The organism is Nocardia sp. X0981 (genome assembly GCF_977089955.1).
Genome location: NZ_OZ372435.1, coordinates 4,649,567 through 4,664,911, shown reverse-complemented (window position 1 = coordinate 4,664,911; position 15,345 = coordinate 4,649,567). Strand labels below are relative to the sequence as shown.

General features: G+C 67.5%; 18 protein-coding genes. 9 read left to right on the top strand and 9 right to left on the bottom strand.

The genetic code is table 11. From position 1 onward, the window contains the following. Nucleotides 1-12 precede the first annotated feature (12 nt). From ACYR7D_RS20445 to ACYR7D_RS20435, 3 genes are all read left to right on the top strand, one after another. Nucleotides 13-2,562, top strand: a complete 2,550-nt coding sequence (locus ACYR7D_RS20445; protein ID WP_459550224.1) for an MFS transporter — start codon at nucleotides 13-15, stop codon at nucleotides 2,560-2,562. Beyond that, nucleotides 2,559-3,380, top strand: coding sequence for a YceI family protein (locus ACYR7D_RS20440; RefSeq protein WP_459546138.1), 822 nt, complete (start codon nucleotides 2,559-2,561; stop codon nucleotides 3,378-3,380). Before ACYR7D_RS20445 ends, ACYR7D_RS20440 begins: the two co-directional genes overlap by 4 nt. A gap of 205 nt (nucleotides 3,381-3,585) precedes the next feature. Continuing rightward, nucleotides 3,586-3,762: a hypothetical protein gene (locus ACYR7D_RS20435; RefSeq protein ID WP_459546137.1), complete on the top strand. Its 177-nt coding sequence runs from the start codon at nucleotides 3,586-3,588 to the stop codon at nucleotides 3,760-3,762. 122 nt (nucleotides 3,763-3,884) lie between these two features. Here ACYR7D_RS20435 and ACYR7D_RS20430 read toward each other — a convergent pair whose 3' ends face one another. Continuing rightward, entirely contained in the window at nucleotides 3,885-4,175 is a 291-nt protein-coding gene (locus ACYR7D_RS20430) for a hypothetical protein (RefSeq protein WP_459546136.1), read from the bottom strand. A gap of 133 nt (nucleotides 4,176-4,308) precedes the next feature. After that, nucleotides 4,309-5,238, bottom strand: a complete 930-nt coding sequence (locus ACYR7D_RS20425) for a CE1 family esterase (protein ID WP_459546135.1) — start codon at nucleotides 5,236-5,238, stop codon at nucleotides 4,309-4,311. Nucleotides 5,239-5,533: 295 nt separating this feature from the next. Between ACYR7D_RS20425 and gcvH the strand changes: the two genes are divergently transcribed. After that, complete coding sequence (gene gcvH / locus ACYR7D_RS20420; protein WP_459546134.1) at nucleotides 5,534-5,932, top strand: glycine cleavage system protein GcvH; 399 nt, start codon at nucleotides 5,534-5,536, stop codon at nucleotides 5,930-5,932. 46 nt (nucleotides 5,933-5,978) lie between these two features. On the opposite strand, the gene ACYR7D_RS20415 is transcribed toward gcvH, so the two are convergent. Next, a complete protein-coding gene (locus ACYR7D_RS20415; RefSeq protein ID WP_459550223.1) occupies nucleotides 5,979-6,527 on the bottom strand; it encodes a sugar O-acetyltransferase in 549 nt (182 codons plus the stop codon). Nucleotides 6,528-6,670: 143 nt separating this feature from the next. On the opposite strand from ACYR7D_RS20415, the gene ACYR7D_RS20410 reads away from it, so the two are divergent. Together ACYR7D_RS20410 and ACYR7D_RS20405 are read left to right on the top strand one after the other, a co-directional pair. After that, entirely contained in the window at nucleotides 6,671-7,198 is a 528-nt protein-coding gene (locus ACYR7D_RS20410) for a PadR family transcriptional regulator (protein WP_459546133.1), read from the top strand. Next, nucleotides 7,188-7,817 carry a GyrI-like domain-containing protein gene (locus ACYR7D_RS20405; RefSeq protein ID WP_459546132.1) on the top strand — a complete coding sequence of 210 codons (630 nt, stop codon included), beginning with the start codon at nucleotides 7,188-7,190 and terminating at the stop codon, nucleotides 7,815-7,817. Before ACYR7D_RS20410 ends, ACYR7D_RS20405 begins: the two co-directional genes overlap by 11 nt. Nucleotides 7,818-7,937: 120 nt before the next feature. Here ACYR7D_RS20405 and ACYR7D_RS20400 read toward each other — a convergent pair whose 3' ends face one another. Further along, a complete protein-coding gene (locus ACYR7D_RS20400) occupies nucleotides 7,938-8,267 on the bottom strand; it encodes a histone-like nucleoid-structuring protein Lsr2 (RefSeq protein WP_459546131.1) in 330 nt (109 codons plus the stop codon). Nucleotides 8,268-8,923: 656 nt separating this feature from the next. On the opposite strand from ACYR7D_RS20400, the gene ACYR7D_RS20395 reads away from it, so the two are divergent. Next, nucleotides 8,924-10,165: an oxygenase MpaB family protein gene (locus tag ACYR7D_RS20395; protein WP_459546130.1), complete on the top strand. Its 1,242-nt coding sequence runs from the start codon at nucleotides 8,924-8,926 to the stop codon at nucleotides 10,163-10,165. A gap of 105 nt (nucleotides 10,166-10,270) precedes the next feature. Continuing rightward, the gene (locus ACYR7D_RS20390) at nucleotides 10,271-10,678 is read left to right on the top strand and encodes a hypothetical protein (RefSeq protein ID WP_459546129.1); all 408 of its coding nucleotides are present in this window, start codon (nucleotides 10,271-10,273) and stop codon (nucleotides 10,676-10,678) included. Between the two features lie 120 nt (nucleotides 10,679-10,798). Here the strand turns inward: ACYR7D_RS20390 and ilvD are convergent, their stop codons facing one another. Both ilvD and ACYR7D_RS20380 read right to left on the bottom strand, forming a co-directional pair. Then, nucleotides 10,799-12,505, bottom strand: a complete 1,707-nt coding sequence (gene ilvD, locus ACYR7D_RS20385; protein WP_459546128.1) for a dihydroxy-acid dehydratase — start codon at nucleotides 12,503-12,505, stop codon at nucleotides 10,799-10,801. A gap of 152 nt (nucleotides 12,506-12,657) precedes the next feature. After that, nucleotides 12,658-13,119 (bottom strand): SRPBCC family protein, encoded by a 462-nt coding sequence (locus tag ACYR7D_RS20380; RefSeq protein ID WP_459546127.1) that lies wholly within the window; start codon nucleotides 13,117-13,119, stop codon nucleotides 12,658-12,660. A gap of 402 nt (nucleotides 13,120-13,521) precedes the next feature. Between ACYR7D_RS20380 and ACYR7D_RS20375 the strand changes: the two genes are divergently transcribed. Continuing rightward, nucleotides 13,522-13,812, top strand: a complete 291-nt coding sequence (locus tag ACYR7D_RS20375; RefSeq protein ID WP_459546126.1) for a hypothetical protein — start codon at nucleotides 13,522-13,524, stop codon at nucleotides 13,810-13,812. 127 nt (nucleotides 13,813-13,939) lie between these two features. Here ACYR7D_RS20375 and ACYR7D_RS20370 read toward each other — a convergent pair whose 3' ends face one another. The 3 genes from ACYR7D_RS20370 to ACYR7D_RS20360 all read right to left on the bottom strand — a co-directional run bounded on the left by ACYR7D_RS20370 (nucleotide 13,940) and on the right by ACYR7D_RS20360 (nucleotide 15,322). Further along, entirely contained in the window at nucleotides 13,940-14,113 is a 174-nt protein-coding gene (locus tag ACYR7D_RS20370; RefSeq protein ID WP_459546125.1) for a CsbD family protein, read from the bottom strand. A gap of 113 nt (nucleotides 14,114-14,226) precedes the next feature. Continuing rightward, the gene (locus ACYR7D_RS20365; RefSeq protein ID WP_459546124.1) at nucleotides 14,227-14,922 is read right to left on the bottom strand and encodes a hypothetical protein; all 696 of its coding nucleotides are present in this window, start codon (nucleotides 14,920-14,922) and stop codon (nucleotides 14,227-14,229) included. Between the two features lie 166 nt (nucleotides 14,923-15,088). Beyond that, nucleotides 15,089-15,322 (bottom strand): MbtH family protein, encoded by a 234-nt coding sequence (locus tag ACYR7D_RS20360; protein ID WP_459546123.1) that lies wholly within the window; start codon nucleotides 15,320-15,322, stop codon nucleotides 15,089-15,091. Between the last annotated feature and the right edge of the window lie 23 nt (nucleotides 15,323-15,345).

Here is a 15,345-nt window from a genome sequence, read left to right as displayed (position 1 = left end):
GATCCACTCGCCATGAGCCATCGCGAAATCCTGGAGGCGATGACCGGCCTGCTGGCCGCGCTGTTCACCGCGCTGCTCAGCACCACCATCGTGGCCAACGCCCTACCCACCATCATCGCCGACCTCCAGGGCTCGCAAACCGCTTACGCATGGGTGATCACCACCGCCCTGCTCACCAACGCCGCCTCCACCCCCATCTGGGGCAAACTCGCCGACCTCTTCAACAAGAAGACCCTGGTCCAAACGTCCATCGTCATCTTCGTCATCGGCTCGGTCATCGCCGGCTTCGCACACGATGTCGCGCTGCTGCTTGCCGCGCGTGCCCTACAGGGCATAGGTATGGGCGGGCTCACGGCACTGGTGGTCGCCATCATCGGCAGCATCATCCCGCCGCGCGAACGCGGCCGGTACTCCGGCTATATGGGAGCGGTCATGGCCGTGTCCATGACCGGTGGGCCCATCCTCGGCGGTGTCATCGTCGACAGCCCGCTGGGCTGGCGCTGGTGCTTCTTCATCTGCATCCCGCTCGCGGTGATCGCGATGTTCCTGCTGCAGCACACCCTGCGCCTGCCGACCAGCCGTAAACAGGGCGTGAGCATCGACTGGCTGGGCGCCACCCTGCTCACCGCCGGTGTATCCGTGCTGCTGATCTGGGTCTCCTTCGCCGGTAAGGCCGACTACTACGAGTGGGTCTCCACCGAATCGGCGCTGTACGTCGGCGGCGGGCTGCTGTTGTTGCTGGCGACCCTCCTGGTCGAGGCCAAGGCCAAAGACCCGGTCATTCCGCTGAAGATCGTCACCGAACGCACCACCGCACTCGCCATCATCGCCTCCATCTCCGTCGGTGTCGGGATGTTCGGCGCGACCACCTTCCTCGGCCAGTACCTGCAGACGGCACGCGGGTACTCCCCCACTGCCGCCGGTTTGCTGTCCTCGCCGATGGTGGCGGGCATGCTCGTCTCCTCGGTGGTCTCGGGTGCGCTGATCACCCGTTTCGGCAAGTGGAAAAGCTTCGTCGTGAGCGGCGCCGCGCTGCTGGTGGTCGGTTTCGCGTTGCTGTCCACCGTGGACCATGCCACCGATATCTGGCTCATCGGCGCCTTCATCACCGTCACCGGCGCGGGTGTGGGCATGATGATGCAGAACCTCGTACTGGCGGTGCAGAACACCGTGAGCGTGCAGAACATCGGTGCCGCCTCCAGCAGTGTCGCTTTCTTCCGCACCTTCGGTGGCGCCATCGGCGTCTCGGTCCTGGGCTCGGTCCTGGCCAACCGGGTCAGCGAACTGTCCGTCGCGCGGTTCGCCGAACTCGGCATCAGCACCACCTCCTCCGGTAGCGGCAACCTCGATATCGGTGCGTTGCCCGCCCCGGTCGCGGAAATCGTGCGCATCGCCTACGGCGACGCCACCGGCCGTATCTTCCTGATCGCCGCGATCGCCACGGCGGTGGCCCTCATCGCGGCGGCCTTCCTGCCCAACCGTCCCCTGCGGCGCACCATCGATATAGAACCCACTGTGGATCCCGCGGCGGCGAACGACCTGGAGCTCGGCACCCGCATCCCGGACGATCTCGCCGAACTCGATACCGCCACCGAACCGATGGCCGAAATGCCCGGACGGCACCGGGCCGGTGACCACAGCCAGTCCGAGGCGCATCCGGTACCGGTGGCCGTCGGCGCGTCGACCGGGCCCGTTCCGGCGGCACACAACGGCCACGGGGTCTACGGGACCGCCGCACCCGCCAGGTCCGCCCTGTCCGGCTCGGAGTACACCCGGGAGCCGGAGACCGGCGCCCGCGGCTCGCTCGCGGGGCGAATCGAGCGGGAGGACGGACGGCCGGTGCCGGGAGCCGCCCTCACTCTGATCGACCAGCGTGGGCATCAAGTCGCGCGGGCCACCGGAACCGGTGACGGCGGCTATACGATCGCCGGGCCCGATAGCGGCAACTATGTCCTGATCGCCTCCGCGGCCGGTCATCGGCCCACCGCTGTCAACGTCGCCCTCACCCCGCAGCCCCAGCGGCTCGACCTCACCCTTTCCGGCCTCGGCGAGTTGTCCGGCGTCGTGCGGTCGGCCCACGGCGGCGACCCACTGACCGGAGCGACCGTCACGGTCACCGATCAGCACGGCGAGGTCGTCGCCTCCGCCGCCTCGGGACGCGATGGCAGCTACCTCTGCCACGGCGTCGCCCCCGGCACCTATACCGTGGTGGCCGTGGCCGCCCACCGGCGACCCGCCGCGACCACCCTCACGGTGCCCGACAGCGGCCTGCTGCGACACGATATCGAGCTGGCGCCCATGGCCGTACTCACCGGCTCCGCCCGCGCCGACGACGGGCGGGCGATAGCCGATATCCAGATCACGGTGCTCGACGCGGCCGGCGATGTCACCGCCACCGTGCGGACCGGCGAGGACGGCCGCTACACCGTCACCGACCTGCCCGAGGGCAGCTACACCGTAGTGGCGCGGGGCTACCCGCCCGTTACCGGCCAGGTGAACGTATCGGGCGAAGAAGCCGGATACGACGTACAGCTCGGCTACGACACGGAGGAAAGGGCATGACCGGACTGACCGCGCGCATCCGCACCACCGAGGGCTGGCCCGTGCCGGACGCGGTTCTCACCGTTACGGACAGCACCGGACACCAGATCGGCCGCGCCGTCGCCGACGGGACCGGCGCGGTGGATACCGGCCCCCTGCCCTCGGGTTTCCACACCGCGGTGCTCACCGCACCCGGATATCAGCCTGTGGCCCGCACCGCCCAGATCTCCGCGACAGGAGCGGGTTCCCTCGGCGACATCACGCTCGTATCGGTCGCGGGAACGGTGACTCTGCCACCGGCCGGGCCGTGGACGATCGACCCGGTGCATTCGACCGTGATAGCCACCGCACGCCATCTCGGCATCGCGAGTGTCAAGGCCCGGTTCGCCGAAGTCGGCGGCAGGCTCGATATCGCCGAGCCGTTCGAGCGGTCCACCGGATACGCCGAGATCAAGGCGGCCGGTATCGATACCGGGAATTCGATGCGGGACACCCATCTGCGCTCGTCGGAGTTCCTCGACGTCGAACGCTACCCACTGATCACGTTCACCGGCGGGGGCCTGCGCCGGACCGGCGGCGAGACCTGGGTGATGTCCGGCGAGCTCAGCCTGCACGGCCAGCGCCGCCCGGTCGAACTCGACCTGACCTACGGCGGTTTCGGACCGGATCCCTGGGGCGGTGTCCGCGCCGCGTTCCATGCCGAAACACTGTTGCACCGCAACGATTTCGCGATCGACTACAGCGCGATAGTGCGTGCCGGGGTGGCGGCCGTGGGGGCCACGGTCAAACTCGACCTGGATATCGAACTGGTACAGGGCGAGCAGCTCCCCCCGATGTAGTAGCACCGGACGGACCGCGCCGGGCGGCTTCGCCGGCCGGCGCGGTCCGTCCGGCCCGAATGCATTTCCGATTCGTGACCCGTGACCGTACCGCAACTCCGGACGGCGAAAGTGATGGTTCCGTGTCTGGTGTCGCCTCGGCGGACGACTGACACTGAGTGCATGTGAGCTACGTCAAGGATTTCGATCAATTGGAGGATGTGACATGTCGACCACAATCGCCAAGATCTTCTCCGCGGCGGCCATCGTCCTGGGCCTCGGTGTTGTCGGAGCGCCGATCGCACCCGCCGCCACGCCCGCACCGGAACCGGCCGCCGCCGACCCGGTCGTAGGCTCGGTATTCCTCTGCTTCAATCTGGGCAGCGCCACAGTGTGTATCTGAGTTCCCCGAGAGTGGGTACAGCGGAGCGGGCCGTGCCGGGGCACGGCCCGCTCCGCCACGTACGGGCAGCGGTCCGGTCGCGCGCCGCGACCCGCACCGCCGACTCCCGCGCGGGGCTCGGGTCAGGGGGCCGGCGGCGCGACCGTATCGGTGCAGAACGGCTGGCACGGCCCGGGTGACGGCGTCACCCGGGCCGGCTCGGAATCGAAATCCGCGGTACTCACCAGAATCATCACCACGAAGGCGGCCCCGACGACCAACCCGAAGATGAGCAGAGTGGGCCACAGCCAGGTCCGCATCGGCTTCTCCTCGACCACCGGTACCACGGGCACCACCGGTTGCACCTCGTTCGCCGGGTCAGCCGGTTCCACCGGGTCGACCGGAATATCGCCGGTGCCGTCGGGATCACGCATCACAAACCACCTCCGCTGGGTCTCTCCGGGCGGATACCCAGATTCGGGCGGTCCTCACCGGCGAACAGCGCCGGACCGATTCGGCGGCCTCCTTCCGCCGCGTACCGGCGCACGGACCACCGGCCGGGCACGCTCAGGGAAGCGGATTCGCCTGGAACAGCTGCCACATCCGATTGCGGACATCGGCGCCCCGGTCACCGGGGGGCCAGTTATGGGCCTGCGCCGCGTCGGTGGGGCCGTCGTAGAGTCGGTAGACCACCTCGGTGCCCGCCTGGCAGCCGAATCGCTGCCCACGCACCACCCCCGGGCCCGATTCGCTGGTTTCGGCACCGCAGCCGTTCATCTGCCGCCAGTGGTCCCGGTGCTGTTCGGCCACCACCTGCCACACGATCGGATCATTGTCGTTGAGCATCACGCCGAAGGCGATGGGCCGCGATGCGGGACAGTCGTTCTGGTCCCAGGCGCCCTTCGGCCCCGCCCAGACAGCCGCGGAGGCGATCAGATCGGCGGCATCACAGGCCATTCGGGACGTCATCTGCCCACCGTTGGAATGTCCGGCGAAATGGACCCGTTTCGGAGCCACACAGTAAGTGGCGGCGATATTCGTGACGACATTGCGCAGGAAGGCGACGTCGGGGCCGGTATTGCGCGCGAACTCCCACGCCCACTTACCGCCGCCCTCGTCTTTGCTCCCCCTCGGATAGGCCACGATGACCCTGTTGGCCTGGGCGAACGCCGTCCATCCGGTCTGGGTCTCGAAGTTCTGCGGATTGTTCTGCCCACCGTGCAGGGCCACGAGCAACGGAGCCGGACCCGTCAATCCCGAGGGTACGAACAGCCGGTACGGACGCCCGTTGATGGTACGCACCACGGTTCCGCCCGTCGGCGCGGTCGAACACGCGGCCGTAGGTTCCGGCAGTGGACCGCTTCCGGCCTCCTCGCTCATCCGGGTGTCCTCGACTGCCACCACATCGGCCACGGCCGGGGATACGGTCCCCACCAGCGCAACGCCGAACACGGCCGCGCATACCGCCACCGCCACCTTCCCGATTCCCGATCTCATACCACTCGCCCTCCTCGAATCGCGATGTCGGAAAAACACTTTCGTGTTCCCAGTCCGGTTGATCGCCGAAGCCGGAGCAGGTGTTTCGTCCACCCGGCTCGACAATCCCTCCCGGCCGCCCGGCACCGTGAGCGAGAACCGGTACGGCATCCGAGCGGCAAACGGCCACGATTCGGCCACGCTTCGGCCGAGTCGGCGTGTGTGGGCTCCCCGCAGCCGGCCGGCGCTCCATGCTGCGTGGTGCTCGCCCCTGAGGGCGGCCTGTAGTGCGTCGGCTCCGGGAAGGAGATCAGGGATGTCGAAGGTTCCTGCCGAGTTGCAGTACACCGATGCCCACCTGTGGGTGCGTACGGAGCGGGACGGCACACTGACCGTCGGACTCACCGATCACGCGCAACAGAACCTGGGCACCATCCTCTTCATCACCCTGCCGGAGGTGGGCGTGGCCGTCGGACTCGACGATGCCGTCGGCATCGTGGAGGCGCTCACCACCCTCACCGAGATATACAGTCCGGCCGACGGTGAGATCATCGCGGTCAACCCGGCGATCGCGGAGGACCCCGAGGTGGTGAACACGGAGCCGTACGCCTCGTGGTTGTTCACGATCAGACAGCGGAACGACGCCCCGGTCGACGGGTTCCTCGATGCCGCCGCCTACAGCAGATTGCTCGAAAATCTCGGTGCGGGGTGGTGAGAACGCATCACCGGGGCAGCGTGTGCCGACCCGGCACCGGGGTGGTTCAGCTCCCGGCGCCGTCGAGGGCCCGGACCACCCGGGCCGGATTGCCCACCGCGACCACGTTCGGCGGCAGGTCGCGGGTCACCACCGCCCCGGCACCGACGACGGTGTTCGCTCCGATCGTCACCCCTGCCAGCACGATGACACCACTGCCCAGCCACACGTTGTCACCGATCTCGATCGGCGCCGCCGCTTCCCATTTCGCACGCCGCCGCGCCGGATCGAGCGGGTGCGTGGGAGTCAGCAACTGCACATTGGTCCCGATCTGGACATCGTCGCCGATGGTGATGGGCGCGACGTCGAGCGCCACCAGCCCGAAATTGGCGAAACTCCGCGAGCCGATCCGTATTCCGCTGCCGTAGTCCACCCGCAACGGAGGCCGGATCTCGGTATCTTCCCCCACCGCGCTCAGCAATTCGGTGAGCAGTTCCCGCCGACGCGCGGTCTCGCGCATGGGAGTGGTGTTGAACGCTTCCATCAGGTCCATGGCCCGCAGATTCCGCTCGATCAGTTCCGGATCGCCGGCCAGGTAGAGCTCACCCGCGAGCATCCGTTCACGCATCGAGCGCTCATCAGCCACGGAACGAGCCTAACAATGTCTGCGGTTCTGCCCTGCCGCTACGAGCTCCGGCGTGCCGGGCTCGAAGCCGCTCCGGTGACGCGCCGACCTTATTCTACCACTAGAATAAGACCGTGGAACCGACGCCCTCCGAACTGATCGTCCTCGGGTTGATCATCGAACGCCCGCAACACGGCTACGACCTGGAACAGGCGATCGAGCGGCGGGGCATCCGGCAGTGGACCGAAATCGGGTTCTCGTCCATCTACTACCTGCTCGCCAAGCTGGAGAAACGCGGACTCGTCCACGCTCCGGAGGCGCCCGCCACTGCGAAGGCCCGGCGCGTCTTCCATGCCACGGATTCCGGCCGTGCGGCCGCCGTTCGCGGCGCCCGCACGCTCATCGAAGAGCCGCGCCCGGTTCCGCACCCCTTGCTCGTGGGCATCTCGAACCTGGCCCTGCTGTCCGAACAGGAGTACACGCGGGCGCTCCGCGACCGGCTCGCCCGCGTCCACGAACGGATCGCCGCCGTCGAGGCGGCCGCAGCGGCCCAGGCCCCTCTCACAGTGCCGGCACGCGAGGTCTTCTCGTATTCACTGAGCCTCCTGGAGGCGGAAAGGTCGTGGCTCGCAGCACGAGCCCAGGTACCCGATGACGGATAAAATCGACTTCAAACGGGAAATCGACGCCTACCGCGCGAGCCGGAACCGGTTCCGGACGGTGGAGGTACCCGAGCTGCGCTACCTCATGATCGACGGACACGGTGATCCCAATACGAGTACGGCTTTCACCGATGCCATCGAAGCGCTCTACCCGCTGGCCTACCGGTTGAAATACGCCAGCAAACGAACCCTGGGCCGCGACTATGTGATCATGCCCCTGGAAGGCCTCTGGTGGGCCGGCGATATGGCGGCTTTCACGACCGCCCGGGAAAAATCCCGATGGGACTGGACGCTGATGATCATGGTTCCCCATTGGATCGACCAGGATATGTTCACTGCCGCGGTCGAGCGGATGGCGGACACGGACCGACCTCGACGTGCCGGGGAGGTCCGCCTGGAATCACTGACCGAAGGCCGGTGCGTGCAGACACTGCATATCGGCTCCTTCGACGACGAGGCCGAAACGCTGGCACGCATGCACCACGAGTTCATCCCGGGCCACGGGCTACGCATGCTCGGCAAACACCACGAAATCTATCTCAGCGATTTCCGCCGGACCGCACCGGAGAAGCGGCGCACCATTCTCCGGCAGCCGGTCGGCCCGGCGCCGACTCCCTGATTCCGGTCCGGGCCGAGCGCCCGCAAACGGGCGACCACGACCTGTTGCGGGCACAGGGGATTCGGCGGAACGCACCCACCGGCCACCACGACAGCGCTCGTCAGCGTGAGGTGTTCGGACTCACCCGGAAATACTGCGCTGATAGGAATCCCGCACCGTCGCGGGTATCCGCCCCCGCTCGGGAACCTCGAACCCGTTGCGCCGAGCCCACTCCCGCACGACCTTGGCCGCGACGGGTTGCCCGATCGCCTCGCGCTTCGTACGCCGTGCCCGACCGGCCCGGCGTGCGAACGGGGTCCACTTACCGAGGCCGGCACGGAGTTCCCGCGCGTTCTCCTCGGACAAATCGATTTCGTACATCACTCCGTCGATACCGAACGACAGCGTTTCCGCCGCAACGGTTTCGCCGTCCAGATCGTCGACCACAGTGACAACAATCTTGCGCGCCACGCCCTGATCCCTCCACTCACCACACCCGCCGGCCAGCCCGGCACCGCGCAACCTTAGTGGCAGGACCCATATGAAAGGCACAAGAAACGCTGAGAAACCAATTAGAATGCGTCACTTGAGCACTCGTCCGGATCGAAAGCCGGACGAACCGCCCATCCCTCCGGGTGGGGAAACGCGGTGACCATCCTCGCCGTTCCATCCGGGCGAGAGGTACTGCGGACTCCTGCCACGACCCTCGCCGCGCCACCCGGATCCGATTGCGCGATGCCACAACCGGTCTCGCCCCCGCCCCGAAGCGAATTCTCCCGTGTCGGACGGACGACCCAGACGCTTGATTAAGTAACCAAGAGTTATTCATATAACTCGCGGGAGACAAGCGGTGTTGACTCCAGCCGACCCATGCGGCAGCGGCATGCAAAGCGATCCGCGGCAGCCGCCTAAAGAGAAGTAAATCGCAGCTGAAACGCCATATCTCATGGTCTCGACGCGAGCCGATTACACCGAGCGCCGAGGGAGACCGAGTTCCAGAAAAGCCCTGACAGGCCCTCAAAAGATTGATAAGTTAATGAGTATTCTACCCGCCGTTGACAGGGTGCGGCATAGCCCGAGGCTGCCGCGGCCGGCACCGGTGTTCGGACTCGACGAGGAGTGGCGACATGGATGGACTCAGCAGGCGTAATGCCCTGAAGGCCGGTGGTGTGGCGGGCGCGGTCGGCGCGCTGGCCGCGGTGGCCCCGGCCCGGGCCCAACCGTGGAGCTGGTCACCGCAGGGATCGGTCGCCGGGTCCGGCCCCGGCGCGGACCCGTTGGGAGTATGGGACCCCGAGGCCGACGAACTGGTCGCGGGACTACTCGATCGAGGCGAGGTACCGCGGATCAACGATCTGTTGCGGACCTGGACGCGCAACGGGCAGCCCCTACCGGCGGGCCTACCGCCGGAATTACGGGATTTCATGGAATACGCGCGCCAGATGCCGGCCTGGGCAGACCAGGGCAAGCTCGCGACCGCGGTCGATTTCAACAAGAAGCGCGGCCTGTACCTCGGTGTACTGTACGGACTGGCCAGCGGCATGATGAGCACTGTCATCCCGAAGGAGGCACGCGCGGTCTACTACTCCAAAGGCGGCCACGACCTGAAGGACCGCATTTCCAAAACAGCGAAGCTCGGGTACGACATCGGCACCGGAAACGCCTACGGCCCCGACGGTGAGATGGTGGTGACCTGCGTCAAGACGCGATTGGTGCACGCCGCGGTGCGGCATCTGCTGCCACAGTCACCGCACTGGGTACATTCCGCGGACGAGGACATCCCCATCAGCCAGAACGATATGATGGTCACCTGGCACAGCCTGCCCACCACGGTGATGCGGCATCTCACGGCGTGGAAGGTACCCATTCCCGCCCACGAGTCCGATGCCTTCCTGCATTCCTGGCAGGTCGCCGCGCATATGCTCGGGATCCGCGACGAATACATCCCGAATTCCTGGGAACAGGCCAACTCTCAAGCCGCGCAGGTCCTCGACCCGATCATCGCACCGACCCCGGAGGGCGCGAAACTGGCCGATCGGCTGCTGCGGCTGGGGTCCAACCTCGATCTGGCCATCCTGAGCAAAGGAGTTCTCGGTGCCTTCACCCGGTACCTGCTGGGCGACAGGATCGCCGACGGGCTGGCCATCGCCCGCGAACCCGTCTGGGACCCGCTGCTACGGGTGAGCTGGGGCCCGTTCGTCGCCGTCCGCGAAGGTCTGCTCACCATCGCCCCGCCGGCACAGGAGGCGTACTGGCTCTTCGACGAATTCCTGCGCCAGTTCGCCCTCTGGTACCTGGCCGAGCTCCGCATGCCCATCAGTATCGAACTGCCCGTGGCGAACCGGAATATGAGCCTGCCGCCGCGCTGATCGGTCCCCGCCGCCGCCGGATCACTGCGCCCGGCGGCGGCCTACCACGGCTGATCCGGCGAATCCGCCGAAAACAGTCCGCCACTTCGCGTAATATTCGTTGCCGTGAGGCATACCGCAGGGAAGCGGGGCGTCTTCCCGATTCTCGTGCTCGTACTCACCCCGGTCGTTCTCGCTCTGGGTATCCAGGACTGTCCTGCTCTCGAATCCGCCGGGCCACCGCGTAACCCGTTTTCCGCCGCGCCCGGCCCGCCGGATGATTCCTCGGCCGGATCCGGGCATTCCGCCGACCCGAACGGCCCTGGAGCGCACCATCTCTCCGGCGAACGCGGCACACCGGTATTGGGACCACGCACCGACGAATTGTGGCCCGCGGTGCTGTTCGTCGGCGCAATCCTGTCGACCGTCCCGGATTCGATGGCGACGACATTGCGATCCCCGCCGCCGGTATCGTCCGCCCCGGCGATCGCCGGGGCGGACGTCCTGCTGCGTCGCTGTCTCTGCCGGCACTGATCGACCGGCCGTTTCGCGAGCGGTCTGTTCCGCGATGCGGAAATCGCCCGCGAGAAGGCCGACGGATGGATGGCCTGTCGAGGTGGTACCCACCGCACCGCGCCCGCTCCCGGCGAGCGTTCAATCGCAGACCGCGCCCCGGGAAGCCGAGCCGACGAGCCGCGAATACTTCGCGAGAACGCCCCGGGTGTAGCGGCCGGGCAGCGGAGCCCACCCGTCGCGGCGGCGGGCGAGCTCTGCCGCGTCGACCAGCAGGTCGAGCGTGCCCGCACCGACATCCAGGCGTATCCGGTCACCATCGCCGACGAAGGCGATGGGTCCCGCATCGACCGCTTCCGGGGCGACGTGGCCGACACACAGACCTGTGGTGCCGCCGGAGAACCGTCCGTCGGTCAGCAGAAGGACATCCTTGCCGAGTCCGGCGCCTTTGATGGCAGCGGTGATCGCCAGCATCTCCCGCATACCCGGGCCTCCCTTGGGCCCTTCGTACCGGATCACCACCACATCGCCCGCCGAGATCGTCCCGTCCTCCAGCGCGTCCATGGCGGCCCGCTCCCGGTCGAAAACCCGTGCCGTGCCCTCGAAGACATCGGATTCGAACCCCGCCGATTTGACCACGGCGCCCTCCGGCGCCAGCGATCCGCGCAGGATGGTGATACCACCGGTGGGATGGATCGGCGCAGCCAGAGCACGCATCACCGTGCCGTCCGGGTCGGGGGGTGCGATATCGGCCAGGTTCTCGGCCACCGTACGTCCGGTCACCGTAAGGCAGTCCCCGTGCAGCAGACCGGCATCCAGCAGGGCTTTCATCAGCACCGGCACCCCGCCCACCCGGTCGATATCGGTCATCACATGGCGCCCGAAGGGTTTCACATCGGCCAGATGCGGGACACGTCGCCCGACCCGCGCGAAATCATCCAGGCTCAACGGGATTCCCGCCTCGTGCGCGATCGCCAGCAGATGCAATACGGCATTGGTGGAACCACCGAAGGCCATCACCACCGCGATGGCGTTCTCGAACGCCTCCGCGGTGAGAATATCGGAGGTCGTGATCCCCCGCCGGAGCAGTTCGACCACCGCGCTCCCGCTGCGGCGGGCATACCCGTCGCGCCGCCGGTCGGTGGCCGGCGGCGCGGCGCTGCCGGGCAGTGACATGCCCAGCGCCTCGGCCGCGCTCGCCATCGTATTCGCGGTGTACATCCCACCACAGGCGCCTTCACCCGGACAGATGGCCCGTTCGATCGCCTCGACATCGTCCCGGCTCATCAGTCCTCGCGCACAGGCCCCCACCGCCTCGAAGGCATCGATAACGGTGACCTCGCGTTCGCTGCCGTCGGACAGTTTCGCGATACCCGGCAGGATGGAGCCGGCATAGAGGAACACGCTCGCCAGGTCCAGCCGAGCCGCCGCCATCAGCATCCCGGGCAGCGATTTATCGCAACCGGCGAGCAGTACCGATCCGTCGAGCCGTTCCGCCTGCATCACGGTCTCCACGCTGTCGGCGATCACCTCGCGGGAAACCAGCGAGAAATGCATACCCTCATGCCCCATCGAGATACCGTCCGAGACCGAGATGGTGCCGAACTGCAGGGGGAACCCCCCGGCCGCGAAAACACCGTCCTTACAGGAGCCGGCCAACCGGTCGAGGGACAGGTTGCACGGGGTGATCTCGTTCCAGGAGGAAGCAACACCGATCTGGGGCTTGACCCAGTCCTCGTCGCCCATACCGACCGCGCGCAACATACCGCGGGCAGCGGTCTTCTCCAACCCGTCGGTCACATCCCGGCTACGGGGTTTGAGATCGGGAGAACCCGGATCACGGGCCACACCCACCACCGTCCTCGTCTCGCGCCGCGAGTGCGCCGAGCCGCCCCCGGCCGCGGGCCGGCGCGATACGCCCCCCGGGTCCGCGTACCTCGCCGGCACGGCGCCGGACGGGCAGTTCGCCCATCCGACGCCGCATCGAACCGCGCACGGTGTCAGTTACCGGGGCGCGGAACATCACCGCGCCAGCCGCCGGTCTCACGCGGCCGGGATTCGATGAACTTCTTGAAGCGTTCGAGGTCACCCTTCACCCGGCGGTCGAGAAGACCCATCTTGTCGGCCACGTTCTCCACGAAACCCTCCGGATCGATATCCATCTGGGTGATGACGCGAGTGGTCGCGTCATCGATACGATGGAAGGTGACCACACCGGCGTGCTGGGGCCCGGTGTCGGAACGCCACGCCACCCGTTCCTCGGGGTGCTGCTCGGTGATGGTGGCGTCGAACTCCCGGTCGCTCGGGCCGATCTTGATCTTCCAGTGCGTATGGGTGTCGTCGATCTGATCGACCCGCTCGACGCCCTCCATGAACTGCGGAAACGACTCGAATTGCGTCCACTGGTTGTAGGCGGTCCGAATCGGCACCTCGACCTCTGTCGACGCGGTGACAGTGCTCATGAACAACCTCACTTGCTCCAGGTCCACCCGGTCTCACCCGTCTTCGGCGTCGACGGGCACCGCCGCGCGGACGTTCGGCTTCGGTACACACAGCGCCTACCCGGGACGCGGTGGCACAAACAGGCCGATACGGATCCGGGGGCCCGCCCGATCGGGCCCGGTGCTCGCCGCATCGGTCCGTACCGCCGGGAACACGTCCGTGCGCCGTGGCGACGGCCGAGGGACATACCGATCACCGTGCGGCCGGTGGTAAGGGTGCTCCGGTATCGGTTCACCGGGCACGTCGGTGCACTCGCCGCCGCACTGGGTACCCGACCGGCAGCCGAGGGTGGACCTGCGGCCGAGCGATCGACCGGCCGCCTACCGAGGCACGGAATATCACGACGACGAGCAGGAGCTTCGATGAGCGACGCCAACCACCCCCACCTGTCCGCGCGGCGACCCGGCGATCTGGTCGACAGCCACGACGAGCTGACCGCCGTCCGCGATCGGCTGAGTGAATTGGGCGCGGCCGATGTGGCAACCGAGGTCGACGAGATCATCACCGCGATCACCACCTATCGCGATACGGTGCAGCGGCAACTGGACAAGCTCGATGAGGTACTCCGCGCGCTGGACGCCCTGGCCGGCGGCGACGGCGACGAAGCCGCTGTCCACGAAGCGGTCACCAGGTACCGGGCCGGCGTGGACTGAGCGGCGCCGAGCCCCTGATACCCGGCTTCCCTCGGGCGAGCACGAACCGCCACACCCCGGTACGGCACGTCCCCCGCCGGACAGCAGCGAGCGGGCGGCACCTCGCGCCGCCCGCTCGCCGGCCCGCTCAGTCGCGGAAGGCGTCCTTCACCTTCTCACCGGCGTCCTTGAGGTTCGACTTGACCTGGTCGGCCTTGCCCTCGTTCTTCTTGTCCTGGTCACCGGTGGCCTCGCCGACCTTCTCCTTGGCCTTACCCGCTATGTTCTCGGCCTTGTTGTCGAACTTGTCGGTAGCACTCATGACCCAACCCTTCTCGTCGGCTGTGACCAGCCGTCCGTGTTCGGCCGGTCCGGGGGGCGGATAACCATCCTTCGGCAAGGCAAACACGCATGTACGCGTCCGCCGCCCGAGGATCAGCCCGATACGGCCACCGGGGCGCCGAGGATACCGGCCAGCACGCTCGGCAACGCCCCGAGCACATCCGCGGTCTGCTCCGCGGGAGTGCCCCAGGTGTGCGCGGCCACCACGAAACCCGGTCCGAACGATGCCGAGGCGACCTCCGGCGGCGCTATATCCGACCATCCCCATTTGGTGCCCTGGACACCGGGCAGCGCGGCGGTACCCCAGTTCTGCTCGGTGCCGTCGGCGGCGCGGGGAGCAGCAGTCGCCATCCAGGCGAGAATCGGGGAACCCGGATCGGTGCCCTGTTTGGCCGCCAGGAAATCGGCCAGATCGGCGGCACTGGTGGTCGAGGTACCCCAATTCGCTCCCGGCCGTGTCTGCGTCAGGCCGTATTCGGCGGCCACCGCCGCGATGGCCTGCGGATATTTGGTGGCCACCGCGTCGGCGGCGGCGTCGTCGGAGTAACGGATCATCCGCTCGCCGTACGCGCGGTCCTCGGCCGAACCGTCACCGTGGCGCAGGGCGTAGTCGGTGAGGTAGAGCTTGGCCATCGACAACGCACTACGCGCCTGACCTTCGTTGGCGGTCCCCCACCGGAAACCGAGGGGGGAACGCACCGATATGGCGGTGCGCGACGCGGCCGGATCGCTCACCGCGGCCGGCGGCGCGGGGGACGGTGCCGCGGCCGCGACACCGGGCGTGAGCACACAGCAGAGAAAAAGCGCGGTGAAAGCCAAAACCCGGTAGCAGCCCATGTCTTCTCCCGGCTTCGGTGTGGGGTACGGAATGCCCCACGGTCACCGCCGGCTTTCCCCGCGGCCGAGCCCGCAAACTCGTTCGCCCCGGTCCGGCACCGTTGCCGGACCGATCAGCTCACCAGGCGGCCGCCTCCGCGTGGCCGGCTTCCGCGTCCCGGAGACTGGTGGGCCGCATATCGGTCCAGTTCCTCTCGATGTATTCGAGACACGCCGTTCGGCTTCCGGTGCCGAAAGCCACTCGCCATCCGAGCGGGATCTCGGCGAACGCGGGCCACAGCGAATGCTGCTCCTCCTCGTTGACCAGCACGAAGAAACGGCCGTTCTCGTCGTCGAAGGGATTGGTGCTCATCTCATCTCACCTCACAGATCATT

Excerpts from the sequence above, each read along its gene's own strand:
- gcvH (WP_459546134.1), top strand. The coding sequence starts at position 5,534 with ATGTCGAAGGTTCCTGCCGAGTTGCAGTACACCGATGCCCACCTGTGG.
- ACYR7D_RS20435 (WP_459546137.1), top strand. The coding sequence starts at position 3,586 with ATGTCGACCACAATCGCCAAGATCTTCTCCGCGGCGGCCATCGTCCTG.
- ACYR7D_RS20425 (WP_459546135.1), bottom strand. The coding sequence starts at position 5,238 with ATGAGATCGGGAATCGGGAAGGTGGCGGTGGCGGTATGCGCGGCCGTG.
- ACYR7D_RS20430 (WP_459546136.1), bottom strand. The coding sequence starts at position 4,175 with ATGCGTGATCCCGACGGCACCGGCGATATTCCGGTCGACCCGGTGGAA.
- ACYR7D_RS20380 (WP_459546127.1), bottom strand. The coding sequence starts at position 13,119 with ATGAGCACTGTCACCGCGTCGACAGAGGTCGAGGTGCCGATTCGGACC.
- ACYR7D_RS20375 (WP_459546126.1), top strand. The coding sequence starts at position 13,522 with ATGAGCGACGCCAACCACCCCCACCTGTCCGCGCGGCGACCCGGCGAT.
- ACYR7D_RS20405 (WP_459546132.1), top strand. The coding sequence starts at position 7,188 with ATGACGGATAAAATCGACTTCAAACGGGAAATCGACGCCTACCGCGCG.
- ACYR7D_RS20370 (WP_459546125.1), bottom strand. The coding sequence starts at position 14,113 with ATGAGTGCTACCGACAAGTTCGACAACAAGGCCGAGAACATAGCGGGT.
- ACYR7D_RS20415 (WP_459550223.1), bottom strand. The coding sequence starts at position 6,527 with ATGCTCGCGGGTGAGCTCTACCTGGCCGGCGATCCGGAACTGATCGAG.
- ACYR7D_RS20395 (WP_459546130.1), top strand. The coding sequence starts at position 8,924 with ATGGATGGACTCAGCAGGCGTAATGCCCTGAAGGCCGGTGGTGTGGCG.
- ACYR7D_RS20440 (WP_459546138.1), top strand. The coding sequence starts at position 2,559 with ATGACCGGACTGACCGCGCGCATCCGCACCACCGAGGGCTGGCCCGTG.
- ACYR7D_RS20360 (WP_459546123.1), bottom strand. The coding sequence starts at position 15,322 with ATGAGCACCAATCCCTTCGACGACGAGAACGGCCGTTTCTTCGTGCTG.
- ACYR7D_RS20445 (WP_459550224.1), top strand. The coding sequence starts at position 13 with ATGAGCCATCGCGAAATCCTGGAGGCGATGACCGGCCTGCTGGCCGCG.